Origin of the sequence: Anabaena azotica FACHB-119 (assembly GCF_014697625.1) — a bacterium.
GTDB classification, from domain to species: domain Bacteria; phylum Cyanobacteriota; class Cyanobacteriia; order Cyanobacteriales; family Nostocaceae; genus Trichormus; species Trichormus azoticus_A.
This window is the reverse complement of sequence record NZ_JACJSG010000011.1, coordinates 116136-141166: the sequence shown is the minus strand read 5'-3', so window position 1 is coordinate 141166 and position 25031 is coordinate 116136. Positions and strand designations below refer to the sequence as shown.

General features: G+C 41.7%; 23 protein-coding genes and 1 pseudogene. 9 read left to right on the top strand and 15 right to left on the bottom strand.

Going from position 1 to position 25031, the window contains the following annotated elements:
- The first annotated feature begins 13 nt into the window (after positions 1-13).
- The 3 genes from ctaD to H6G83_RS10270 all read left to right on the top strand — a co-directional run bounded on the left by ctaD (position 14) and on the right by H6G83_RS10270 (position 4754).
- Positions 14-1726 carry a cytochrome c oxidase subunit I gene (ctaD, locus tag H6G83_RS10280; RefSeq protein ID WP_190470879.1) on the top strand — a complete coding sequence of 571 codons (1713 nt, stop codon included), beginning with the start codon at positions 14-16 and terminating at the stop codon, positions 1724-1726.
- A 161-nt stretch (positions 1727-1887) separates the two neighbouring features.
- A complete protein-coding gene (locus tag H6G83_RS10275) occupies positions 1888-2511 on the top strand; it encodes a cytochrome c oxidase subunit 3 (RefSeq protein WP_190470876.1) in 624 nt (207 codons plus the stop codon).
- A gap of 260 nt (positions 2512-2771) precedes the next feature.
- The gene (locus H6G83_RS10270) at positions 2772-4754 is read left to right on the top strand and encodes a primary-amine oxidase (RefSeq protein WP_190470873.1); all 1983 of its coding nucleotides are present in this window, start codon (positions 2772-2774) and stop codon (positions 4752-4754) included.
- Here the strand turns inward: H6G83_RS10270 and H6G83_RS10265 are convergent.
- Together H6G83_RS10265 and H6G83_RS10260 are read right to left on the bottom strand one after the other, a co-directional pair.
- A complete protein-coding gene (locus H6G83_RS10265; protein WP_190470870.1) occupies positions 4738-5040 on the bottom strand; it encodes a hypothetical protein in 303 nt (100 codons plus the stop codon). The genes H6G83_RS10270 and H6G83_RS10265 overlap by 17 nt on opposite strands.
- Before the next feature lie 443 nt (positions 5041-5483).
- Positions 5484-5648, bottom strand: coding sequence for a hypothetical protein (locus H6G83_RS10260; protein ID WP_190470869.1), 165 nt, complete (start codon positions 5646-5648; stop codon positions 5484-5486).
- 593 nt (positions 5649-6241) lie between these two features.
- Between H6G83_RS10260 and H6G83_RS10255 the strand changes: the two genes are divergently transcribed.
- Positions 6242-7045 (top strand): SDR family NAD(P)-dependent oxidoreductase, encoded by an 804-nt coding sequence (locus H6G83_RS10255; RefSeq protein ID WP_190470866.1) that lies wholly within the window; start codon positions 6242-6244, stop codon positions 7043-7045.
- Between the two features lie 508 nt (positions 7046-7553).
- Here the strand turns inward: H6G83_RS10255 and H6G83_RS10250 are convergent.
- Both H6G83_RS10250 and H6G83_RS10245 read right to left on the bottom strand, forming a co-directional pair.
- Entirely contained in the window at positions 7554-8339 is a 786-nt protein-coding gene (locus tag H6G83_RS10250; RefSeq protein ID WP_190470864.1) for a COP23 domain-containing protein, read from the bottom strand.
- Between the two features lie 305 nt (positions 8340-8644).
- Positions 8645-10261, bottom strand: a complete 1617-nt coding sequence (locus H6G83_RS10245; protein WP_190470861.1) for a M48 family metallopeptidase — start codon at positions 10259-10261, stop codon at positions 8645-8647.
- A gap of 185 nt (positions 10262-10446) precedes the next feature.
- On the opposite strand from H6G83_RS10245, the gene H6G83_RS10240 reads away from it, so the two are divergent.
- Positions 10447-11058 carry a hypothetical protein gene (locus H6G83_RS10240; protein WP_190470858.1) on the top strand — a complete coding sequence of 204 codons (612 nt, stop codon included), beginning with the start codon at positions 10447-10449 and terminating at the stop codon, positions 11056-11058.
- Positions 11059-11177: 119 nt separating this feature from the next.
- Here H6G83_RS10240 and rpsU read toward each other — a convergent pair whose 3' ends face one another.
- The 8 genes and pseudogenes from rpsU to H6G83_RS10200 form a co-directional block, all read right to left on the bottom strand.
- Positions 11178-11363, bottom strand: a complete 186-nt coding sequence (rpsU, locus tag H6G83_RS10235; protein ID WP_190470855.1) for a 30S ribosomal protein S21 — start codon at positions 11361-11363, stop codon at positions 11178-11180.
- Between the two features lie 128 nt (positions 11364-11491).
- Positions 11492-11797 carry an RNA recognition motif domain-containing protein gene (locus tag H6G83_RS10230; RefSeq protein WP_190470851.1) on the bottom strand — a complete coding sequence of 102 codons (306 nt, stop codon included), beginning with the start codon at positions 11795-11797 and terminating at the stop codon, positions 11492-11494.
- A gap of 462 nt (positions 11798-12259) precedes the next feature.
- Positions 12260-13306, bottom strand: a complete 1047-nt coding sequence (gene speB, locus H6G83_RS10225; RefSeq protein WP_190470848.1) for an agmatinase SpeB — start codon at positions 13304-13306, stop codon at positions 12260-12262.
- 366 nt (positions 13307-13672) lie between these two features.
- Positions 13673-13777 (bottom strand): annotated as a pseudogene (locus H6G83_RS36360) (PEP-CTERM sorting domain-containing protein); the annotation flags it as partial.
- Between the two features lie 1040 nt (positions 13778-14817).
- Positions 14818-15711, bottom strand: a complete 894-nt coding sequence (locus H6G83_RS10215; RefSeq protein ID WP_190470841.1) for an alpha/beta fold hydrolase — start codon at positions 15709-15711, stop codon at positions 14818-14820.
- 17 nt (positions 15712-15728) lie between these two features.
- Positions 15729-16553 carry an SDR family oxidoreductase gene (locus H6G83_RS10210; protein ID WP_190470834.1) on the bottom strand — a complete coding sequence of 275 codons (825 nt, stop codon included), beginning with the start codon at positions 16551-16553 and terminating at the stop codon, positions 15729-15731.
- 189 nt (positions 16554-16742) lie between these two features.
- Positions 16743-17465 (bottom strand): pentapeptide repeat-containing protein, encoded by a 723-nt coding sequence (locus H6G83_RS10205; protein ID WP_190470831.1) that lies wholly within the window; start codon positions 17463-17465, stop codon positions 16743-16745.
- 458 nt (positions 17466-17923) lie between these two features.
- A complete protein-coding gene (locus H6G83_RS10200; RefSeq protein WP_190470827.1) occupies positions 17924-18421 on the bottom strand; it encodes a hypothetical protein in 498 nt (165 codons plus the stop codon).
- Positions 18422-19348: 927 nt separating this feature from the next.
- Here H6G83_RS10200 and aroF point away from each other — a divergent pair.
- Positions 19349-20221, top strand: coding sequence for a 3-deoxy-7-phosphoheptulonate synthase (gene aroF / locus H6G83_RS10195; RefSeq protein WP_190470824.1), 873 nt, complete (start codon positions 19349-19351; stop codon positions 20219-20221).
- Between the two features lie 212 nt (positions 20222-20433).
- On the opposite strand, the gene H6G83_RS10190 is transcribed toward aroF, so the two are convergent.
- Positions 20434-20835: a DoxX family protein gene (locus H6G83_RS10190; protein ID WP_190470821.1), complete on the bottom strand. Its 402-nt coding sequence runs from the start codon at positions 20833-20835 to the stop codon at positions 20434-20436.
- Between the two features lie 528 nt (positions 20836-21363).
- Between H6G83_RS10190 and H6G83_RS10185 the strand changes: the two genes are divergently transcribed.
- On the top strand, positions 21364-22146 hold the full coding sequence (locus H6G83_RS10185; RefSeq protein ID WP_190470819.1) for an ABC transporter permease: 783 nt from the start codon (positions 21364-21366) through the stop codon (positions 22144-22146).
- Between the two features lie 150 nt (positions 22147-22296).
- Positions 22297-22989, top strand: coding sequence for a Coq4 family protein (locus H6G83_RS10180; protein ID WP_190470816.1), 693 nt, complete (start codon positions 22297-22299; stop codon positions 22987-22989).
- A gap of 198 nt (positions 22990-23187) precedes the next feature.
- On the opposite strand, the gene H6G83_RS35880 is transcribed toward H6G83_RS10180, so the two are convergent.
- The gene (locus H6G83_RS35880; protein ID WP_277876307.1) at positions 23188-23319 is read right to left on the bottom strand and encodes a hypothetical protein; all 132 of its coding nucleotides are present in this window, start codon (positions 23317-23319) and stop codon (positions 23188-23190) included.
- Between the two features lie 244 nt (positions 23320-23563).
- Between H6G83_RS35880 and H6G83_RS10175 the strand changes: the two genes are divergently transcribed.
- On the top strand, positions 23564-23731 hold the full coding sequence (locus H6G83_RS10175; RefSeq protein WP_190470813.1) for a RepB family protein: 168 nt from the start codon (positions 23564-23566) through the stop codon (positions 23729-23731).
- Between the two features lie 116 nt (positions 23732-23847).
- On the opposite strand, the gene H6G83_RS10170 is transcribed toward H6G83_RS10175, so the two are convergent.
- A complete protein-coding gene (locus tag H6G83_RS10170; RefSeq protein ID WP_190470810.1) occupies positions 23848-24765 on the bottom strand; it encodes a 1-aminocyclopropane-1-carboxylate deaminase/D-cysteine desulfhydrase in 918 nt (305 codons plus the stop codon).
- Between the last annotated feature and the right edge of the window lie 266 nt (positions 24766-25031).

Below are 25031 nucleotides of genomic sequence, written 5' to 3'. Positions count from 1 at the left end.
TTGACTCCTAACCATGACACAAGCACAGTTACAAGAAACAGCCAATATCCCCGCTCGCATTGACGAGCCTGGGGTGCGACCTTGGCGAGATTACTTTAGTTTTAATACCGACCATAAGGTGATCGGGATTCAATACCTTGTCACCTCGTTCATTTTTTACTGCATTGGCGGCGTGATGGCTGACTTGGTGCGTACAGAACTACGGACACCAGAGGTAGATTTTGTCACGCCAGAAGTTTACAACAGCTTATTTACCCTGCATGCCACAATCATGATTTTCTTGTGGATTGTGCCGGCTGGTGCGGGTTTTGCTAACTATCTGATTCCCCTGATGATTGGGGCTAAAGATATGGCATTTCCTAGATTAAATGCTGTAGCTTTTTGGATGATTCCCCCGGCTGGACTGTTGCTGATTGCCAGTTTGGTGGTAGGGGATGCACCCGATGCAGGCTGGACTTCCTACCCTCCTTTGAGCTTGGTGACAGGACAAGTAGGCGAGGCTATATGGATTATTAGTGTCCTGCTGTTGGGTACGTCATCAATTTTGGGGGCGATTAATTTCCTCGTCACCATTTATAAGATGCGTATCCCCAGTATGGGCTTCCATCAAATGCCTTTGTTCTGCTGGGCGATGTTTGCTACTTCCGCACTGGTTTTGCTTTCCACACCAGTTTTAGCCGCAGGTTTGATTCTGCTGGCTTTTGACTTGTTGGCAGGTACGACATTTTTCAATCCTACAGGCGGCGGCGACCCGGTGGTTTACCAGCATATGTTCTGGTTTTACTCCCACCCGGCGGTATACATCATGATTTTGCCCTTCTTTGGCGTAATTTCTGAGATTATCCCCGTGCATTCGCGTAAACCAATTTTCGGTTATAAAGCGATCGCCTACTCATCCTTAGCCATCAGTTTCTTAGGGTTAATCGTCTGGGCGCACCATATGTTCACCAGTGGTATCCCCGGTTGGTTGCGGATGTTCTTTATGATCACTACGATGATCATCGCTGTACCCACAGGGATCAAAATCTTTAGCTGGTTGGGTACAATGTGGGGCGGTAAAATCCAGTTCAACTCCGCCATGTTATTTGCGATGGGCTTCGTCGGTACATTCGTGATTGGCGGTGTTAGTGGTGTCATGTTGGCAGCAGTGCCTTTTGATATCCACGTCCACGATACCTATTTTGTTGTTGCTCACTTGCACTACGTCCTATTTGGTGGTAGCGTCCTGGGTATTTTCGCCGCCATATATCATTGGTTCCCGAAAATCACGGGACGGATGGTCAACGAATTTTGGGGTAAAGTTCACTTCGTCTTGACAATTGTTGGTTTAAACATGACCTTCTTACCCATGCACAAACTTGGTTTGATGGGTATGAATCGCCGTGTAGCTCAATACGACCCCAAATTTACTTTATTAAACGAAATTTGTACCTACGGTTCTTACATCCTCGCTGTCTCCACCTTCCCCTTCATCTTTAATGCGATTTGGAGTTGGTTATATGGTGAGAAAGCCGGAAATAATCCTTGGCGCGGACTCACCCTAGAGTGGATGACCACCTCACCACCTGCAATTGAAAATTTTGATGAACTCCCAGTCCTAGCTACAGGGCCTTATGATTACGGCTTGGAAAAGGCGAACGAAGGCGTACCCCTATCCGATGCCAATCCCGTCTTATCTGCTGGCCCCAACTCAGTGCTAAGGGCTGCACCAGATGAGCCAGTATAAGGGTGTAAGGGTATAGGGGTGTAGGGGTGTAGGGGTGAGAGGTTAGTAACCAAATCTATTAGCTAAACCCCTTTCCCCTTTCCCCCTTCCCCTTTCCCCCTTCCCCTTTCCCCCTTCCCCTTTCCCCCTTCCCCTTCCCCCATTTACCATTTTTAAGATTCATGCAAAGTCAAACTATTGACCCAGCGAAAACGCAACTAAATCACCACCACACAGCCGAAGCAGCAGGTCATCACGAAGAACACCCTGATCATCGGCTGTTTGGATTATTTGTCTTCCTTGTCGCTGAGGGAATGATATTCTTGGGCTTGTTCGGAGCTTATTTAGCTTTCCGTTCAACTTTACCTGTCTGGCCGCCAGCAGGTACACCAGAATTAGAACTGTTGCTTCCTGGTGTGAACACTGTCAATCTGATTGCTAGTAGCTTTGTGATGCACAATGCTGATACAGCAATTAAAAAGAATGATACTAAGGGTATGCGTACCTGGTTAGCAATTACTGCGGCAATGGGTGCAATATTCTTAGTTGGTCAGGTGTATGAATATACACATTTGGAATTTGGACTGACCACTAATTTATTTGCCAGTGCGTTCTATGTATTGACTGGCTTTCACGGACTGCACGTAACTATCGGCGTTTTGGCGATTTTGGCTGTATTGTGGCGATCGCGCACTCCCGGTCACTACACTAAAGAAAAACGCTTCGGTATCGAAGCTGCGGAAATATACTGGCACTTCGTAGACGTAATTTGGATTATTTTATTCGGATTACTGTATTTGCTGTAGGTATTAATTATGTAGTTGTTCACTCCACGCGGACAACCTAACAATTCAGCCCCCTCTGGGGGTTTTTTTGTTGATAGGTGACAGGTAACAGGTGACAGGTGACAGGTGACAGGTGACAGGTGACAGGTGACAGGTGACAGTTGACCGTTGACTATTGACTATTGACTATTGACTATTGACCATTGACATTCCGCTTTAATTCGGTTTCATCTCTGCTTGTAAGAAATAGATAATGTAAATTAGTTTGCAGATTCTTACGCATGATGAAGTGGTTAAAGCTATTTTTTTTACTAGCTATTCTTAGCATCATCGGCTTTGCTGTCTCACTGGGATTAATGAGAACAGTGACAGCGCAACAGCCATCTATTTCCCATCCTCTAACGGCTTTGACAGCAGCAGAAATTAAAACGGCAGTTGCTGTAATTAAAAAGGAAAAAGCTTTAACTGATATGGCGGCTTTCCCTTTAATTGCTTTGGCGGAACCAGATAAACAAGAAGTTACGAATTTTACACAAGGTCAACCATTTGAGCGTAAAGCTTTTATGGTAGTGTATGAGAGACAGCAAAATAAAACCTACGAGGCTATTGTTGACCTGAAAACGCCAAAAATCGCCTCCTGGCAAGAAAAGCCCAACGTCCAACCAGCCATTTTCAACGCAGAGTATAGGTTAGCACGGCAGGTAGTCACATCAGATCCCCGATGGCAGGAAGCCATGAAGAAGCGGGGAATTGCAGATTTTGACAAGGTGGTAGTTAGTTGCTGGGGGGCGGGAATTTTAAGTCAAGAAGAAGTAGCCACAGGTAGCCGTTTGTGTCGGACTTTATTATTTTACAAAGGCGAACATTGGAATCATTACGGCAGCCCTATCGAAGGCGTAATAGCCACAGTCGATTTAAATAAAGGTACTGTCACCAATTTTATCGACCAAGGGATAGTCCCCATCTCCCAAGAAAATTGGGACTATGATTTACAGTCCTTGGGTAGATTACTGACACCGCCTAAACTCCTACAAACACTGCAACCCCAAGGTAAAAGTTTCCAAATCAAAGGCAATGAAATTAGCTGGCAAGGTTGGAAGTTTCGTTATCTCATGCACCCCCGTGATGGGTTGGTATTATATCAAGTAACTTACCAAGATGGTGAAAATATCCGACCAATATTGTATCGCGCTAGTCTATCGGAAATGGTAGTACCATACGGCGACCCTGATCCAACTTGGTCATTTAGAAATGCCTTTGATGTAGGTGAATATAACATTGGTTTATTAGCCAGCACAATGGAGTTAGGCAAGGAAATTCCCCAAAATGGGATTTTACTTGATGCCGTATTTGCCAATGAAGAGGGAGAACCCTATACTATGCCTGGAGTTGTCGGCATTTACGAACGCGATAACGGCATACTCTGGAAACATTATGAATACAAAACCCAACGCAACGATGTCCGGCGGAACCGAGAATTAGTTATTACCATCACGGCGGCGGTTGATAACTATGATTACAGTATTAACTGGATTTTCCACCAAGATGGCACTTTAGAAGTACAAAATGATTTAACAGGTATAGTCTTAGTGCAGGGAACAGCAGCACAAACCCAGTCTCAAGATGATGCTTTTGGGCGGTTGTTAGCGAAAAACCTCTTTGGTGTAAATCATCAACACTTCTTTAACTATCGCTTAGATATGGATGTTGATGGACAAGCTAATACTGTGATGGAAATGAATGTACAAAGTTTGCCGATGAGTAAGAATAATCCTGTAGGTAATGCAATTACAGTAGAAGATACCCCACTCAAAACTGAAAAAGCAGCTGTCCGTGATTTGGATATCAAACACAGTCGAGAATGGATGATAGCCAGTGCAGAGAAAAAGAATGCTTTAGGAGTTGCGCCTGCATATATGTTAATGCCTGGAGGTAACACAGTATTTTTCCCAGTGGAGGGCGCGAAAATTCGGCAGAAAGCTGAGTTTGCCACCCATCATGTTTGGGTGACTAAATATAAAGCCGATGAATTATATGCGGCTGGTGATTATCCTAATCAAGCAACATCAGCAAAAGGTTTACCTCAATATATTGCCGATGATGAATCTTTGGTTAATCAAGATATTGTTTTGTGGTACACAATGGGTATTACTCATGTACCCAAGCCAGAAGATTGGCCTGTGATGCCTGTTCACAAACTAGGGTTTAAACTATCACCCAGAGGCTTTTTTAGTCGTAACCCGGCGATTAACTTAGCTGAGTAATTGCTAACCATGTTGTGGAGACGTTGCCATGCAATGTCTCTATCATTACCGAAAAACTGGGTTTAAAGCCCCGCCCTTCTAGGGCGGCTTTTGTGGTAGTATAACTAATAGCGGTAAAGCGCACAAATAAAAGACGAAGTAGGTCAAGCGGACTGCTCCTGATCCGGAAAGACAGGTAGTATAAATCCACGCATCTTGTACCGCCACTTGCTTTATGCCGGGAAACCCGTCCAACGCAGTGGCTGACAAATGTGGGAGTAAACGCAGAAATTAAAAACCTTTTCAAACGCGGTCGGGCAGTCCGTGTGAGCTTGTGGACGTATCCAAACGGAGAAAGTTGAATACTAGTATTCAGATTTCTAGAGAGGACGGATGAAGCAAGAATCCTCCCTCCGGGACGCTAACGCGAACGTCTCTTTAGAGCGAGGAGTGTCAAGAATCACTCAAAATAAATAACTTATATCAATTCAAAATTCAAAGTTAGTACCTGTAGGGTGGGCAATGCCCACCAAATCATGGTTTTGGTGGGCATTGCCCACCCTACAAATACTTTAAAATAATATGTCTAAATCTACTGCTAAATAGGTGTCGCCAAATCCGCCACTGCCCAGGATATGCTTGATTTTATAGTGGTTACGCAGAACTTGACCAGGCGTTAGCATAATTTATTGCTTGGTAGTGGAAAGCTTGGGTTTATTGTGGCAAATTTCCAGGGCTTGGGCAAGTTATTTACACCACAGCAGAATATTCGGTGTTATACCAATTCAAAATTCGGCGTTGCTGAATCAAGATATGAATTTGTCTCACGCATTCGCGCAGCGTCTCGTAGAGAAGGCGCATTCGCGTAGCGTCTCGTAGAGAAGGCGCTAAGTTACAAAGAAAAAGGAAGGTCATTTTGCGATTTCATATTCCAATTCAGCAACGCCCAAAATTCGCTGATTGAGAAAGCAAGATGTAGCATAGGTTTGGGAGGTGGCATCTGGAGCAGATTTTTTGTGAAATGATATTATAATCAGGTCTTCATCAATTAATTCCCCGAAAGGGGACGACATCGCAGATCCAACCATTACTCTCAAGACGCACCGACCGACGGCGCAATTAAAATAATCATTATGCAAAATCAAAAAAGTTTTAAATGGACTTTTTATTGATTAATTTTCTTCTGAAATAAGGATAAAATCTTCCTTTTGGTTTCAGGTTTTGTGTCAACATGACTTTAGTCACGCTTATATTTATGACTTTTTTCTCTTTCAGAATTAAATTTTTTAGATTATATTTGTCTTAACCCAAAAATTACTCTTTTAGAAATTATTAATTAGTGAGCTTATTCTAAAAACTAATTCTTAAGATAATTTTAGGGAACTGAATCCTGTTTGTTCAGATCGTAAGCTAAATAGAATGTATTCATTTTGTGCTTGATGAACTTTAGCCTCACTATTAAGTATCGAGACTGCTAGTTAACTCACACAATTTACCTAATAGCTAAAATGAATAAAACAAATAATCATCAGCAAACACAGACTGCTCTTATTACTGGCGCAGCTAATGGCATTGGGTATGAATTAGCGTATATTTTTGCACAGAACGATTACAATCTTGTACTAATAGATAGAATAGAGACAAAGCTGCAACGAGTTGCACTATATTTCCAAGAGCAATTCAGTATTTCTGTTAAATACATTGTCAAAGACCTATCTAAAATAACTTCACCTGACGAAATTTTTCAGGAATTACAACGGGAAAATATTCAAGTAGATGTGTTAGTGAATAACGCTGGTTTTGGTACATACGGTTTTTTTCATGAAACTAATCTTACTGATGAATTGGAAATGTTACAGGTAAATTTAGTCTGTACAACTCATTTGACTAAACTATTTCTCAAAAGTATGATTCAGCAAGGTCGAGGCAAAATATTAAATGTCTCTTCAGCTGCTGCTTTTCAGCCAGGGCCTTTGATGGCAGTTTATTTTGCTACTAAGGCATATATTTTATCTTTCTCAGAGGCACTAGCTAATGAATTAGAGAATACAGGTGTGACCGTGACAGTTCTTTGCCCTGGAACAACACAATCTGCTTTTCATGAAAGAACAGGTATGGCAGATTCTAAACTGCTTAAATCAAAGAGAATGATGAACGCAGCAACTGTTGCACAGATTGGTTATCGTGGTTTAATGGAGGGCAAAACAATTGTTATTCCTGGTCTAATCAATAAATTAATGGCAAAAAGTGTAAGATTTATTCCTAGAAATCTAGTGACTAAAATTGTCAGAAGTATGCAGGAAAATAAATGATTGTTTTCATATTCTAATTCTGCACAAAGTCTTGCCAGCGCAGCACATAGCGGGGGACAGGGGACAGGGGACAGGGGACGGGTGATAGGTTCAAAACCTGTTTACTATAAAGATTTTGTGATTCATCAATGTCCTCACCTATGTGGCTACTGCTATATTTGTGGGATGATTTAACAAGTGAAAAATTTCTACCGTAGAATCCCCCAAAATAATTTTTAGGGGATTCTGTCAATTAACAGTCTCATGTAATTCGCGGCTACACAGGCGAAGTCCCTCCGGGTTCGCCAGTTCCCAGGGCGCGGGAAACCCGCCTACAGGACTGGTCTCACCGCCTTCGCGGAAAGCGCGAAAAATTAAGGGTTTGAAACCCACGTTCGGCTTTACCCTTGCCGCAGGCTAGGTGGGTTTTGTTTGTATAGACGCGGTTTCTAACCGCCCATTTCCCCTTAAGTTGACACTGTCGGTTTCCAGTGTTTTCCCAGTCCCCTGTTTCCTCCAACAACGGCATTTAGCGGAATCTATCGGGGTTAAGGCGAGTAGGGGCTTGATTGGTAGACCGATTTGGGGTTTGGCGACGAATAGCTATGCCATTTCTGAGGTTCCTAGCTGTTCCCCCATCTCTGTTATCGAGGAAAGGCTTCAAGTTAATCCCCTGTCTGGATGAACTGAGGCGATTATTACCATTACCTAAAAGTCCACCCAAGTTGTACAGATTGTTGTTTCCTCGGAAGGTGTTGACGGCTGTGGTTTGCTGACCGTTATCAGCAGTTACTAGGTTTTGGAAAACGTTATTACGTACTGTGTAGGGGTCTTGGTTGCGAGGTACTGTGAAGACGATACGACAACGTTGATTTGCATCGGTGGTGACACAGACGATGTTTTCGTTATTTTCTACGGATACCTGAAGTTCTTGTAAGCCATCTGGACGATAGTTTTCTAGACGACTGGCGATCGCTTGACATCTTCTTTGTGCATCCCAACCACCGCCTAAATTTCTCGGTGCTGCCCAGGGAAAGAATTGACCCGGCTGACTTTGGGGTTGATATACCACAGTGTGCTGTCCGTTGATATACTGACAGCTAAACCGGACGTTACCATCAATATTTGTGGAAGGATATGTATTTGTTGATGTATCTACCGGATAGGGATAGTTTGAATCTGTTGATGTTGATGAACCTGGTACAGTTGGCACAACAACACTATCATCATATTGAGCCAATGCGACAGAATTACCCAGGGCAAAAGATAAACCTAAACTTCCCAACAAAACAAATTTCCAGCTTTTAGATAACATGATTGCTCCTCTAGTAACCAAACGGTAGATTAGTCATTAGTCATTAGTCCATAGTTCAAAGATCATGGCTTTGAATTGATGGACTGTTCTGACTTTTCACGGTATCTGGAAGACCTCTCTCCAAACCTCTCTCCTACAAGGAGAGAGGCTTTGATTTCTCCCCCTTCCCTAGTAGGGAAGGGGGCTGGGGGGTTAGGTCTGTCGTTAGCTTTTCCACATGACGTGAAAAGTCAGATGGACTATGGACTGTTGACTGTTGACTATAGACTAGCCCAACGAGAAATTTATGACACACAACTTGAGTTCTAATTTAGTTGACGAAAAAGTTTACTTTTAGTTCGTTCCGTAGGCTGCTTTTTTTGTTCTCTTTCTTTTTTCTCTTTGAGGAGTTTGTTGACTCTGGCTTGAATTTCTGTATGGCGTTGTACACCTTCGTAAGCGTAACGATTATAATTGCTGCGAGCAATTAAATTTTCTAGATAACTAACTCGCTCGTTACCGCCTGGGTGGGAAGATAGCCAAGTGGGAATGTCATATTTCCTTTGTTTGTCTAATGTCACCATCAAGTTACGCAAGCCGTCAGCAGCATAACCACCAGCAACAATTAACCTTGTACCGAGAAAATCTGCTTGTCGTTCCATATCACGGCTGTAATTGAGGGCGAAAAGTTGCCCAACAGTGCCACCAAAGGGGAGATATTGAGTTACGTTAGAGATGAGGTTGCCTTGGGTAACTAGTTGAAAGCCGTGGGATAAGACGACGTGCGCTAATTCATGTCCAATTAAGCCGGCTAATTCTGCTTCGGAGTTGGCTTTGGCGATCGCACCTGCATTCAGAAAAATTTTCCCTCCAGGTAGGGCGAATGCGTTTAATTCTTCTTCGGGAATGACGAAAAATTCGTATTTAAATTCATTTCTGCCAGAAACTTTGGCTAATTTCTGCCCAATATCATTGACGTAGGCTAAAATTTCATCATCAATAATTAAAGGTAACTGTTTTTTCGCCTGTTTAGCTACCGAATCACCGATCGATTTTTCACCTTGTAGTAACAAAATGGTAGAATCAAGGGCAGAAAATGGCCCTAGTAAACTGCCAGTTACTGCATAACCCAAAGCACCAGTAATGATGTTACTAATGACATTACCTCTAATCTCTGATCGGATGTGGGACTGATAGCTTTTGAGATTGTCATCGGCTAATTTGGTAAATTCTGGTGCTTGTGGGTTATTGGGGTTGAGAATGGCAAACTGCCTAGCAGCTAAGGATGCTTCCATCCATTTTTTCGACTCAGCCAAGGCTTTGACTTTAGCTTTAATCAATTCTGGTTGATTAGGATAAAGGGAAGATGCCCGTTCTAAAACTTCTAGTGCTTCTGGGGTGCGATCGTATTTTGTCAGAACCTCAGCATAGCGAATCTGCCCAGGGATAAATTCGGGATATTGTTCCACCAATAATTTTAGAGGCACTAAAGTTCTGGTTTGCAGCTTGCTGGCTATTCCCGCCTCGGCTTCTCGCCAATATACTTTCCCGCCTGGTGTCAGTTGCGTAGGATCAAGGATTGCTGGTTTGCGTTCTTGGGTTGTACCTGTCTGAGTAAATGGTGTTTTGACTTCGCGGTAAATTTTTTCTGCTTCAGCAATTTGTCCTGCTAGGTAAAGTTTATCTGCTTGGATGAGTTTTTGCTGACGGGCAAGTTCTTCTGGGCTGAGTGGCGGGGCTGATGAAGATGAGCGTTTTAGGGCATCTCTAAGCTTTTGGTCATTGGGATTTTCTGGCTTGGGTGTGCTAGTTTGTTCGGTAGGGGCTGGAGGTTCTTGGGCTGGGACTGCTATCGGTTGGGTGAAAATAATTAAAAGCGTTGTGCCGAATGATAATAATACCCAGTTCAAGGCTAGCAGCAGAGACTTACTGATCCGCTTCATGCTGTGTTCCACCTAATACAAGAGGCTCTTATATTTAGGTTATGTGCAATCATGCCACTTCGACTAGAGCGATCGCTACTCCTTTACAGTAACTACTAAAAAGTAGTCAACATCCGTCTGGAACCTTATCAGGCAAACAGTGTCACAGAATTTGATGTCCACCAATCATTCTGGAGTGATTTGATATGAGGCACAAGCCACTTATGCTGTTTATCTTCATCACTATTATCAGTTCTGGCACTGCCTCAGCAAATATTATCTCAGCACAAGCCAATCAAGTAGTGAGTAACCCTCAAGTCACTGTGAAATCGATTACACAGCAAATTATCGACTTAGAATTGCAGCAAGCAGTGCTAGATGTCACATTTACGCCACAAAATCCTGTCATGCAAAACACTAACAGGAAACTACAAAGTTTACGTAAAAATTTAGCCCAGTTACAGCCACAGGGTGGGAAAACTGCTGTAGATATTGCTGTCTCTCAAGCTATCAAAGCAAGAATCGGCAAATTGGCAGTAGAACGAGCATTATTGAATGTAACCTACACCCCAACCTCTCCGGTGATTCAAGATAGAGAACGGAAAATTAAAAGTCTTAATAAACGCTTTTTACAGCTACAGCCCAATAATCAAACTGCTTTAAATGTGGCGATTTCGCAAGCTATCAAAGCGAAGATGGAAGAACTCAAGATAGAACGTGCATTACTACAAACTAAATATTCTGCAACCCATCCCAATATTGTGCAGATTAATTCTCAACTTCGCAGTTTAGAAACTCATCTTGTCAGTAGAAGGTGATTTTTAATATGGTGGAGAATGGTAATTGGCAATCGGTCATGGTAACACAATTACCTATTAGCGATTACCAATTACCCAGAAAACCAACCATACCTTCAGTAATTAGCCAGACCGATTAATTACTTGAAACGTCGTTTAGACTGTCTGTGCTTGGCGATTTCTTTACGCTTGCGTTTTTCTATAGGCGTTTCAAAGTGACGATGCTTCTTAATATCAGGCATGATCCCTGCTTTAGAAACTTCTCGCTTAAATCGGCGCAAGGCTGACTCGATACCTTCATTTTCGCCAACTTTGATTTGTGTCATGATATCTCCTATTCAATTGATAAATTCTTGGCTCAATAGGGGTCAATAATTGAGTTAACTAATGGGAAAAAAAAAGGCAGACATATTGTCTGACTTTAAGAATTTAGACAAATTCTTCTTGTTAAACCTTAATAACGAGAACGTCCACCGCCGTTATATCCTCCCCGGTTTCCACCAAAGGAACCTCTATCTTCTTTGGGCTTGGCTTTATTGACTTTTAAATCACGTCCCATCCACTCCGCACCATCAAGTCCTTCGATCGCAGATGTTTCTTCTGCATCTGAACTCATTTCTACAAAGGCAAAACCGCGCAGACGACCTGTCTCACGGTCAGTAGGTAGCACAACACGTTTCACAGAACCATATTCTGCAAAAACATTGCTGATATCCTCTTGCGTAACTGCGTAAGAGAGGTTCCCTACATAAATTGACATTATCTTCTCTCCAAAATCATCACTGTGTAGAGATTTAAGTTTCGGAGAGAAGTCTGTGAATACCAAAAGGAAAAGCCAATTAATACTAAAAACAAAGACTATCACCGATTTAATTCTCACTCACTATGATGACATAAAAGTTAGTTCTTTGCATGAGTAGATACGGTAATAACGATAACTATCCTACGAGGTAAATTGATGGTGAAAGCTCAAATTAGCTTTTTACAAGGCTTTTGCTATTTTTGATTAAATATTTCCAAATATTACAGTTAAAATTTACAGCTTTGTTTAATAAATGTTATTCATACAACTTTCAATTCTCATCTTAAGAACTATACTCAAGATAGATGGCATAATCCGAAGATTATTATATGTATCTTTAATACGATTAGCTTTGTTTGGTGGATAGCGATCGCTCTTTGAAAGCCCTGTGATCTGAAAGGCGATCGCCCACTGGAAAATTTAAGCTGATTGTCGTTGAGACAAATCCATTAAATTCGCCAATTTATAGACAACCCTTGCCCCTACATTACCATCCCACTCCCCATCCCCAACTTCGCACACATCAAAGCCAATAATTTTTCTACCACTATTCACCAATTCACGGAATAGACAAAAAACTTGTTCCAATTCCAAACCACCAGGAACAGGTGTACCCGTACTGGGGCAAAGTTTAGGATCTAAACCATCCACATCAAAACTAATGTGGACTTGTGCCGGTAAATTATTAATAATTTCCCGGCATAATTCAATCCAAGTTGTCCCAGCGTATAGTTTTTGTTTAATAATGGGGTCATAATATGCCACAATGCGCCCTTGCGATTGGTCAATCATTTGTATTTCATCATGACTGATATCGCGTAAACCCACCTGCACCAACTTAGAAATTTGCGGTAATTTCAATCCATTAAACATAATTGACGCATGAGAAAATGCAAATCCCTCATAAGCGTCGCGTAAATCTGCGTGTGCATCAATGTGCAGAATCCCAAACTTCGGGTATTTAGCTGCTAATGCTTGGAAGTAACCCAAAGGTGAACTGTGATCCCCGCCAATGACAGCAACTTGCTTACCTTGATTCATTGCAGCTTGACATTGGGTAAACAACCATTGATTTACTTGTTGAGAAGCCTGATTAATTTCTGTGAGTACAGGGGTTAAATCTGGTGTGTCTGTCAGCAATTTACCTTGCGCTAACCGTTCAATAATTTGCGCTGCTAAATCCCGATAGTAATTGTTCTTCTCTAAAATTTCTTGAGGAATTTCTACTAAATAAATTCCTTGTTTCCAGCCTTCAGGGTTATCAAAGTCGAATAAATCCAGTTGTACCGAAGCATCAAGGATTCTCTGCGGGCCGTTAGCTGTACCTGCACCATAGGAAACAGTAACTTCCCAAGGGACTGCAAAGACAATTAAGTTTGCAGAATCATAATCACATGGCAAACCTAAGAGATTGCCATTGATTTCACCCACACCGCTAGGGTTATAGTCTTGGAGTTGATTAATCATTGATTACCTGATGGATTTACCTGGGTAGAAAATATGCTTAGGACTTACGCATGAAAACGAAAAATCAAGGGTTTGGACAAGGGTATAGGGGTGTAGGGGGGTAAGCCTTCAAAACCTACACCCTTACACCCTTACACCCTTACACCCAGTCTTAACAGATAACATTGGTGCGTAAGTCCTGATGCTGTCTTAGACATCTGTATTTTAATTCACATTTTCTTGCCAGCGACAAACACAAAACAAGGGAGCAATGACCTACAAAGCCATTTCCCTTGTGAAAATCATGATAATTATTTGTGATTAAGACTTATAAATGGGTGATAACAGGTACGTATTCGGTTGAGTGTGAATCAATTTGCGGCAATACTAGCACTTAACTTGTTGCTTTTGATGACGTTTGAGCTTAGTGACACCAAAAGCACCCAGACCTAATAAACCAATCAGAGTAGCAGGTTCGGGAACAGAATAAGGAGTACGATATGTCACGTTATCCATAACTGTGTAGCCGTTGTACCAATTTACACGAACTTCATCAACCAACCCTGCGAAACCTGACGAGAGAAAAGTGGGTATGGAAGAAGGTGTTAGCGATGCAGATGTCGCCTTTAATATTCCTCCTTTGTAAAGTGAGAAGCTCACTGGAACAGAAAAATCAAAGCCAGAGAAGTAAGCTCCCTCAAAAATTACAGGTGATGCAAAATAGAAGGGAATACTTGATGGTGCAAGTTCCCATTTGGTGTAGCTTCCGTAAACTCGATTTGGCTCTGACTCTGGATAATAGGGATCTTGTTCAAAACCGTAGTATTCAAAATTACTATCCCAGTTGATGCCACTGTATCCATCCGGTACAATGCCTTGTCCAACAAGATCATCAAATGTTACTGTTACAATCACGGGACTAGCGTTAGCACTGGTAGATATAGCTAAAGCTGAGACAGTACCAGCAAATAATGTGAATGATGCCTGAAAAAGGTGATGATTTTTCATGAATTCAACCAGTTGGATCAAAATTATCAAAATTGAAGAAACAGGATGAAGTTGTTCACAAATTGATTCTCCAAGAGGCTTGAATTAGCTTCTTGCAGCGATCGCACACAGTTATGCAGGTAAGTAAAATTATCATATTCAGTAATTTCTCTTACCTTTGTGCAGCTATTAGTGAAATTTTTACCGTGTTTTCTTTATGTTGTTATTTTATACACTAAAGTAAATAAGTTTAATCCGCTAGGAGTAATTCAATATATTCACCTAAAAAATATATTGTTTACCTTGCCTATATATTCCCCCAAAGTTAGAATATACAAGGATTACAAGACTTTTTTAGCCTCTATATGTGGTTTGTAAAAGGTAAAATATTTATGTAATTACAGCAGATTGTTTATATAAATTTTACAAAAAAATAACGGTTTTTAAGTGTAATTGGTTAGTAAGCGCTAAGTATGCTGTTTGTAACATCTAGTTTGAAAAATATTTTGTTCTATAGGAAAATACTTAAAAAGTTTGGCGATGGGCTAGTCGTTAATTTGGGCGATCGCTTTCACAAATTCCGCCGTAGACTCGTAAGGTAGAACATTTCGCCCCGGTATTTTCACACCACGACCTTGTGGTAAAATATCCAAATAATCGGCTAAAGTGTCGTCAGCCGTTGCTGTCTTCCCTTCTTTGCTAATACTTGACGCTGATTCCCCTAAAACTACCAGTGTTGGTTGTTTGATGGTTGCAATTAAGCTGCTGTAATCTTTTCGCCAGAACCCAGCGAGAAAGGAAAATACAGCGTGGCGACTGGCTGAATTTGCTGCACCTGCAACTAATGTATTTAACCACTCTGCGTCCACAGTATCGGCTGATGCAAATAATTGCTTCGTGGAAAAAGAACTCAGAAACTTTGGTGTACGTGCATAACGATAAAAAGCATTACCAACAGGCGAATCAAAAATGTTCCAAGCCAATTTTTTGCGCCAGTCTGGGGATTTTTTAGTAATTACAGGCCAAGTTGGCGGCCCAGAAAGTATGAGTTTAGCAATCAAGTTTGATTCCAACTGCACTAATTCTATAGCAACGGGAAACAAAGCACCTTGTACTACCAAAATCACAGGTGTTTGTACTACAGTTTGGAGAAAATATTGTAACTGTTCTGCCCAATCTTTAGGTGTATAAGCCACATGGGGTTTATCACTATCACCGCAGCCTAGTAAATCGGGATTGTAAATTAAATTGCGTTGACCGCTACCATACCATTCACGCACAAAACGTTGCCAGAATTTACCAGATAAACCTACGCCAATAGGATGAATTAATAGTAAGGGTATGCCTTGAGGTTGAGAATTTTCTGGTTGATAAACTTGATATGCACAGCGATAATTTTGCCAATTGTAAAACTGTGTAGGTGTGGGATTTGTTTGCATAAAATTAGATTTTAAAATTAAAATATTATTTGGGGATGAATTAACTGATATCCAGCTTGTTTAATTTTTTGATTGGAAACCTTGGCGTTATATGGACGATTACTGCTAACTGTAGCATCCCAAATGACCTTGGGTAAATTATGTTGAGCGAATAGAGTATCCAACAATATTTTACTTGGTAGATGTGCATCATCCACTAAATTATAAATACCTTGTAATGGGTGTTGACGCACAAACTCCATAGCACCAACAATGTCATCTAAATGAATCCAGTTGGTAATATCGCCGCCATCACCGGGACGAGTTGTCCCAGGAACTCGGCTAAATATTTTCACCAATTCTCTACCAGGGCCATAAATGCCCCCTAATCGCCAGATGCAAACGCTCAGTTTGTTACTAGAAGCTGATAATAAAATATCTTCTGTTTCTTTGAGGATTTCTCCATTACGACTCTTAGGCATAGGTGGTGTTTCTTCATCTACCCAATCGCCGTTTCTGTCGCCATAAACTGAATAACTACCTGTATATATTACTTGTTTGACAGTAGAATTTTGCTGTAAAGCTGAAACCAAAGTTTTGGCAGTATCTAGATATGCAGATTCATATAAATCAGCACCTTTTGCCCCAACATTTAATAAGACAAAATCTTGATTTTCTAATACATTGACGATTCTTTCTAGGTCATTGCCTTGAGTAACTATAACCTTGTTGGCTAATTTTTGTAATTGTGAAACACGTTCAGGTGTGGTAGTTGTGGCAGTTACAATTAAGTTGGGATTTTGCTGCCAATATTTGGCGATCGCACAACCAACATAGCCACAGCCAATAATTGCGATGTTCATATTTTGTTGACGGTTGACGGTTGACGGTTAACGGTTGACAATCAACAATTATCATTTAACTACAATTAAGTAAGCTATAGACAGCTTTTACCAAAGCTTTTAGCTTGATTAGCTGAAAAATGTGCATCTAAAAGCTTGCTTTGAGTGCTTGTTGCTGATTCACCTCCTCAGTCAACTGTCAACTGTCAACTAACTATGCACCGCCCCATCAGGCATAATTGCACCGCTTAAATTTGCGCCTATTAATTTTACCAGTAAGCGATCGCCTGAACGAATCCGCGCTCCTGTTAAGTCTGCTCCCCGCAAGTCAGCGCCACTGAGATCCGCACCAATTAAGTTAGCCGAGCGTAAATTGGCTTCTCTTAAGTCAGCTAAGAGTAAATTAGCTCTAAATAAATTCGCCTCTGATAAGTCAGCACCCCGGAGAATTACTTTGTGCATAAAAGTATCACTGAGATTTGCGCCGCTTAAATTAGCGTAACTGAGATTTCTGCCCGATAAATCCTTGTTGCTTAAATTTGCCCGACTGAAATCTTTACCACTCAAGTCAGGATTTTGTTTCTGTGGCTGATGGGTTTCTTGGTATGATTTTCTCGGTTGCCTTGGAGCATGATGGTAATTGTGGTGCTGCTTACCATTGCCATTGGTATTGGTATTGGAACTGCCATTACCATTATTGCCATTGCTATGCTCGTTACCATTGCCATTACCATTTAAAGAGCGCAACTTTTCACGAGCCTCGTTAATTGCTTTGAGTTTGTCTTGCGCCTTTTGTTGCAAGCGGGTATTATCTTTGGGAAGTCGGTCAGGATGCCACACAAACACCAAATCTTTATACGCTTGGTTAACTTCCTCAAGGGTGGCCCCTGGTTCCAATTCCAATACCCTATAATACCGCTCCAGCTCGCTCATAAGATGTTTTAGTGGAGAATCAACTTAGTTATGAGAGATATAGCCCTCCATATTTACCAATAGGGACTGGGCAATTCCATAGTATCGTTTACATAGTTGGGATACTACAGAAAAAAATTAGCACTCAGACATTATATAAGCCTATCGCAGCAGAATCAGTCTATCAATAACTTTTTTGCTGGCAACGTCTAAGATACTACATTTTATATATTTATCCACACCCGCCGAGCGATCGCCGTACTCATTTTGATTTAAATGTAGAGCAAATTACCCGTTGCCACTCTCCTAAGTTATAGAAATTTACAGTTGACAGGTGACAGGTGACAGGTGACAGTTGACAGGTGACAGTTGTTAATTATTTTTCCCTAATTTCCCCTTTCCCCTTTCCCCTTTCCCCTTTCCCCTTCCCCCTTCCCCCTTTCCCCTTTCCCCTTTCCCCTTTCCCCTTCCCCCTCTTTCTAGTTAGAAGTCCCTTGATGATTTCTCAAATTAGCAATAGCACGTAAATAGGCAGCTACCGGGATTTGATATACTTCGATGAAAATCCAAATAATAATTGATAAATGCGACAAAAAAGTTAATATCGTCCAAATATATGGCAACCAACTTACAATGTCATTGGGACTAGGTGGAAAATAATAAGCCACAATGCCAATTAAAGTTGTCGGCAGCAGGACAAAAGTAATCGCAGCTAACCCATAACCCCAACCCAACTCCACACCTTCTAATTGAGCCTCTGTCCAATTAAAACCATTCCAGCGCCAAATCAAAGGAGGTTGTCGCGAAGGCATCTTGATTTGCTGTTGTTCTAGATTCACAGTAAAAATTTCGTGGCAAAAATCACAACCCATTGCTTCCATCAATGATATGTGAGAAATCTTACCAACTCGACAGACAGGGCAGGGATAAACACCATGTGTATCAAAAGGTTTAGTGAAGAGTTTAGACCTGGGCATAATCAAACTAGGTTGTGACTAACGTTCGGGAACATATAGAGCATTTCTTACTTAGATGCAGTACAGCTTGACAAAGGTGCTGAAGCGCTGAGGCTAGCATTATCTACCTTATCCAGATGAAAACTGCTATAAGAAAAGCTGTGCAATAAAATACCTCTTTAGGCTTATTATCTGACTTGATTTGTTAATACTTTCTATCATTGATTACTTATTACCTAAAAAATAAAAGTTACCAAAATCGGGGGATGTATGTTGATACTAAACACCCTTTTGTGTGCTTACCAGCAACAAATTGTTATTCCTAGATTTGTACTGAGTTTATCGTTTTTTTGAGATATCTTGCTGGTCTTGACGCTACAGAATTCTTCTGTTATCTTTGTTTTAGGATAGGGTATACATATATTATTTAGCTTACTATCGTGCAAATGTTCAGCAGCAGTCGCTACTTTTATTTTTGGCGTAAGGCGGTTCACCGGGAGTGAATTAAGTTTCCATATGGAAGCCGCCCGATGAACCGCAGAGCAAACTCTGCGGTTTTTGTTTTTTCAGGAGCAAATTTCATCTCATGACCTATTTTATTAGCTGGTTTTATGGCTTTTACTTTTGGCCCAGAGCAAGTTCCGGGTAGATAGCGTCATGCTGATAAATCATACGCGCCCGGAACTGAAAGGTTCTGGGCTTTTTTGTTTTTAGGGGTGTAGGGATGTAAGGGTGTAGGGGTGTAGGGGTGTAGGGGGATGAGGGAGTGGGGGAGCAGAGGAGCAGGGGAGCAACCCACCCCTAACCCCTCCCAAGAGGGGAACGGAGCAGGGGAGATAGTCTTTTCCCTTTCCCCTTTCCCCCTTCCCCTTTCCCCAGTCCCCAGTCCCCAGTCCCCAGTCCCCAGTCCCCAGTCCCCAGTCCCCAATTTACTAGGAGAATCAAACCATGATTAACGCTAAACTTGTCGCTCAGTCTCATCCCCATCACCAGACAATTGTTAGACTCTCAAAAACAGTTGCTTTCGGTGGCGAAGAACTGGTAATTATTGGCGGGCCTTGTGCAGTTGAAAGTTTAGAGCAAATGGAGACTGTCGCCCAACAGTTAAAATTTGCACCTGTACAAGCTTTGCGGGGTGGTGTTTACAAACCGCGTACATCTCCTTACGCTTTCCAAGGTATGGGAGAAGCAGGATTAGAGGTTTTAGCCCAGGTGCGATCGCAATACAATATTCCTGTTGTGACTGAAGTCATGTCAATTTCGCAAATTGAAGCGATCGCCACTCACGCCGATATGTTACAAGTGGGTAGCCGCAATATGCAGAACTTCGACTTACTCAAAGCCTTGGGACAAGCAGGTAAACCCATACTACTCAAACGTGGTTTAGCAGCCACAATCGAAGAATTTGTCATGGCGGCGGAATACATTGTCAGCCACGGTAATCCAGATGTGGTAATGTGTGAAAGGGGTATACGCAGCTTCGATAATTATACTCGCAATGTCTTAGATTTAGGTGCAGTAGCAGCACTCAAGCAAATCACTCACTTACCTGTCATTGTCGATCCTTCCCATGCTGTAGGTAAACGGGAACTAGTCGCACCCGTAGCCAAGGCGGCGGTAGCTTGTGGTGCAGACGGATTAATTATTGAATGTCACCCAGAACCGGAAAAGTCCGTTTCTGATGCCCGTCAAGCCCTATCTTTAGAAGATATGGTGAATTTAGTTGCTAGTTTAAAGCCTGTAGCAGTGGCTGTGGGACGCAAAATATCAGAAGTAGAAGGGGTGGGTTTGAAACCTACCCCTATTTGTTGTGCGGCTTAAATTGTGAGGGACTGGGGAAAGGGGAAAGGGGGAAAGGGGAAAGGGGAAAGGGGAAGGGGGAAGGGGGAAAGGGGAAGGGGGAAAGGGGAAAGGGGAAGGGGGAAAGGGGAAAGACTATCTCCCCTGCTCCCCTGCTCCCCTGCTCCCCTGCTCCCCTGCTCCCCTGCTCCCCTGCTCCCCTGCTCCCTCATCTCCCTCATCTCCCCCACTCCCTACTCTCTACTCTCCGCTACCTTACTCTGTGATTCCAAACTCAAAGGGCCAGTGCCATAGGCTAAAATCAGCAACAGTCCACCGATAATGGATAAGTTTTTGAAGAAATTATTGAACTGACTAGGATCACTTAGGGGATTATGAAACACAATGGTAGCGGGAATCATGAAAATGATCAGTAGAATCGCACCGATTTGTGTTTTATAGCCGAGAATAATAGATAAAGCACCTAAAATCTGAAAGGCGATCGTAAAAACTAGTAAAACTTCTACTATTGGTAAGCCGACTTTAGCCATAGATGCACTTGTCCCAGCAAAGTTAAACACTTTGTTTAAGCCAGCATAAATAAAAATCACAGCCAAAAAGGAACGAGCTACCAAAGGGATGTATTTTTGCAACATCAGTAGATACCTTTTAATTGTTCTTTTTTACAGTCTAAAGCACTCTGTAATTTTTGAATTATGTAAGATAGGCAATGCCCATTAAAACCATAATAGAGTAGGCATTGCCTATCTTACAGATACTGTATTTCGATTATTTAATTTTCTGATTTACTTTCTTGAATAAAATGAATTACTGATGGCACTAGGGAGACAACAATACAGGACTTACGCAAGTGTCACAATTGGTGGTTGGTGCGTGACGCTACAAGTCTCATGACTACGTTCAAATATTTTCAGAGCGTCACACACCCTACAGAAAAAATATGCCAGTTGCGTAAGTCCTACAATAATTAATCCAATAATTGGTAATAAATACTTATCCACCTGCTCTGGTGGCAGAGATTTACCAAGAAAGAAACCTAAAATAGTAATACCGAATGTCCAAACCAAACCGCCATCTTAGCTTTAAGGATTTTAGTAAAATTATTATGATGATAAAGATTGAGTTAAGTAACTGAGTAGCAGGAATTAGGTTACGGGTGCAAGATGCAAAGATATTTGAAGGTACTAAGACTATTTTGGAGTGCGGCGATCGCAGCTGAGATGGAATATCGCCTCAACTTCCTCATCGCTACTCTCAGTAGTTTAGGTAATTTAGCTGGTAGTTTGTTTGGACTATTCTTGTTTTACCGTAATGGCTATACTTTTACTGGTTGGTCTTGGGACGCAGCTTTGATTGTATTGGGAATTTTTACTTTATTGCAAGGCTTTTCTGCCACTTTTCTCGCTCCCAACCTCAACAAAATCGTCAACCATGTTCAACAAGGGACTTTAGATTTTGTCCTACTCAAGCCTATCCGCAGTCAGTTTTGGCTTTCCACCCACACCGTATCCCCTTGGGGAGTCCCAGATATAATTTTTGGTGGGGTAATTATTGGCTACGCAGGTAAACGCCTGGGATTAAGTATCGCTAATTACCTACCCGCTATCTTGCCGTTATTGTGCGGTTTGATAATTCTCTACAGTTTATGGTTTATTTTAGGGGCGACTAGCATTTGGTTTGTGAAAATCTACAACGCCACTGAGGTATTACGAGGGTTATTGGAAGCAGGTAGATATCCGATGATAGCCTACCCCGCAGCTTACCGCTTTTTCTTCACTTTCGTCGTTCCAGTCACATTTTTAACTACTATACCAGCCGAAGTCATGTTAGGTAGAGTGCAGTTACCTTGGTTAATTGGTGCGTTGGTGTTGGCTGTGGCATTATTTTGGGTTTCCAGTTGGTTTTGGCGGTTTGCCTTGCGATTTTATACTAGTGCTTCGAGTTAATTGAAAAAGGTTATTTATAAAGTAAAAGTTACATTCAAAAGTACCATAAATACTTCTGAAGATTCATGCAATTGGCAATTAGCTTGCTAAAAATTGAGGTACAAATTCTTCTCTAGAGTTGCTGTGTATCTTTTTAACTAAAAAATCACCATGAATAACATAATTAACTACAATAATGATAAAGGACTCCTCGCCTACATAGAATTTTTAGCCGCTAGTAGCCTAAAACCCAGAAATGGTAATACTGACCCAGTATTTGACTTTGAGGATGCTCTTGACCAAACAGAAATGGCACAGTTAGCAGTTGATGAACTAAAAAAAATTCCCGAAGTTAACGCTTTATTCCAAGAACGCTGGTTGCCTGAACCTTTCAATTTAGATGACTTAGCCAAACTCCCAGAAGGGACTTTAGGACATATCTACGCCAGAGAAATGAAAGCTAGAGGTTTCGACCCTTATTTTTACAAAAAAGTTCCTGTAGTGGATGATATTTCCTATCTCAAAATGCTTTGGCGTTCTACTCATGATATTTATCATGTAGTCACTGGATTTGATACTGATGGTATTGGAGAAATTGGGCTACAAGCGTTTGTTTTAGCTCAAACCCCAATTCCCATTAGTGTGATGTTAGTAAGTTTTGGTATGGTTATCATCAGTCTTTATCAACCAACAAAATTCAATGATTTAATGAGAGAAATAGCTCGCGGCTATAGACTAGGTTCTCATACTCCAGGTAAATTAATATCCCAAAAATGGGATCAGTTTTGGAATGTACAACTCAGTGAAATTCGTGCGCGTTTAGGAATAATAACCGTAGACCAAGATTTACCTGCAATTGCCTAGAAAATACCTCATTTTTAACGTAACGCGAAAGTCCCTACATAGGTGCGAAGCAAGGTAGGGATGAATAGCGGGAAAAACTCAACTCTACTGGGGTGAATGTAGAAACTCACCCCTCAACGTTCGCGTAGCGTCACGAAGTGAAGTAGGGGTGAGTAGTTCATGCAAGCTGTTAGCCAGATAACCTCTGTAGGCGTTCATTCATGCCAAAGTTACCTTTTGACACTCCCATCGGCTAAAAGCCGATGGGATTCTTGTTTCAATCAGTCCACTTACCATAATTAGTTGCCCAATTATGCCAGAGGTGGGTCTGTCCGCAAGCTTTTGCTCCATTGCAGAAGCCAGATCCGGTATGCCCTACCGTACTGTTTCGACCAAAACCTTGGTTTTCTCTTCCTTGGGGAAGTGAAGATTTTACCAGGGCCGGGCATTAGAGCACAGAACCCTCTATCTTCTCCCAAGGGGAGACGCTGCGCGAACAGTTTTCCAGGTGCGATGCCTCTCGGCTCTGGGTTTTTTAAGTGGTTGAATACCCTAACCACTATAATCAGGATACCACATAAAGAGGTATTTTGATATGCCCAAGCCTGAGATTTTTATAACTTTTCGTGTCACAAAGGAAGAAAAAGAATTGCTCAAACAATATTGTGACCAAGAAGGCAGAACTCAAACTGACATTTTGCGGGAATTGATTAAAGGACTAAGACGGCGGCTAAAGCCGCAACGCATTCATGAGGGCAGTTAGTTAGTTGCGTGGGCGGGTTTCCCGACTTGTTCGCGGAGCGTCTCGGAGAGAGCAAACTGCCCGTCCCACCCCTTAAGGACGTAGCAGTCTGAAAATTTTTTGGGATTTTCAGACTGCTACTGGTGGGCTTTCTGCTTCAATACTTGTAAGCCGCCAGTGTGGATGAGTAATAAGCGATCGCCTTTACTAAAATACCCCTGCTTGAGCAAATCCATCACGCCATAAAACATCTTCGCGGTATATACGTAATCAAGCGGTATATTATAAGCTTGAGTAAACTGCTGGCTGAACAATAACAAATCATCTTTCACCTTAGCGTAACCGCCAAAATGGTAATCGCAAATCAGTTCCCAAGGTGCGGGAGAACCGTATGGTGTGGGTAAACCAGTAGCGAGATAATTCTGTATTAAATTTTCGATATCCTTAGCTAAAAAACCCCCTTTCAACACAGGAAAACCAAGCACGCGCTGTTTGGGGTTAAGTGACATGGCAATACCTGCTAAAGTTGTTGCAGTACCACAAGCTACACAGACAGTATCAAATACTTGCATTGCTGCACTGACTATCTCTAGACAACCACGCACACCTTGCAAGTTACTACCACCTTCAGGAATGATAAACACTTCCCCAAAGCGTTTCCTCAAATCTGCTTGTACCTCAAAGCTGTGCTTTTGTCGGTAAGTTGCACGCTCAAGATAAACTAACTGCATCCCTTGTTGTGCAGCAAAACTCAACGTTGAATTTAAAGGTAGTGTTTCCTCCCCACGAATGACACCAATGGTTGGAAATCCTAATAATTTACCTGCGGCGGCGGTAGCATAAATGTGATTAGAATATGCACCACCAAAGGTAAGTAATTTTTTATAACCTTGTTCCTTGGCTTGGGCGAGATTGTATTTCAGCTTATACCACTTATTCCCATTTACCCACGGGTGCATTAAATCAAGGCGTAATACATACAGTTCCACACCAGCAAGTCTCGCAATATCGCTATCAATTTTCTGTGTAGGTGGAGGAATAAAATTCAACGACATATGGCGCTTTTGGCTTAGATTCAGTGCAGGTTTACAGAGGAGAGAGGTTTGTATCTGTAGTATCTGTAGGCCGATGCACTGCCCACCAAAACGATGATAAGGTGGGCAATGCTACGAAAGAGATAATTTATTTCTTGTAAATACCCAATGATTAACATCGATTATTTTCAATGCAATATCAATAATAACCAAGAATAAAGATTACTAATCATTACCTTCAGAAATTAACATTTTACCAAATAGGATTCTCGGTTCAATATAGGAAG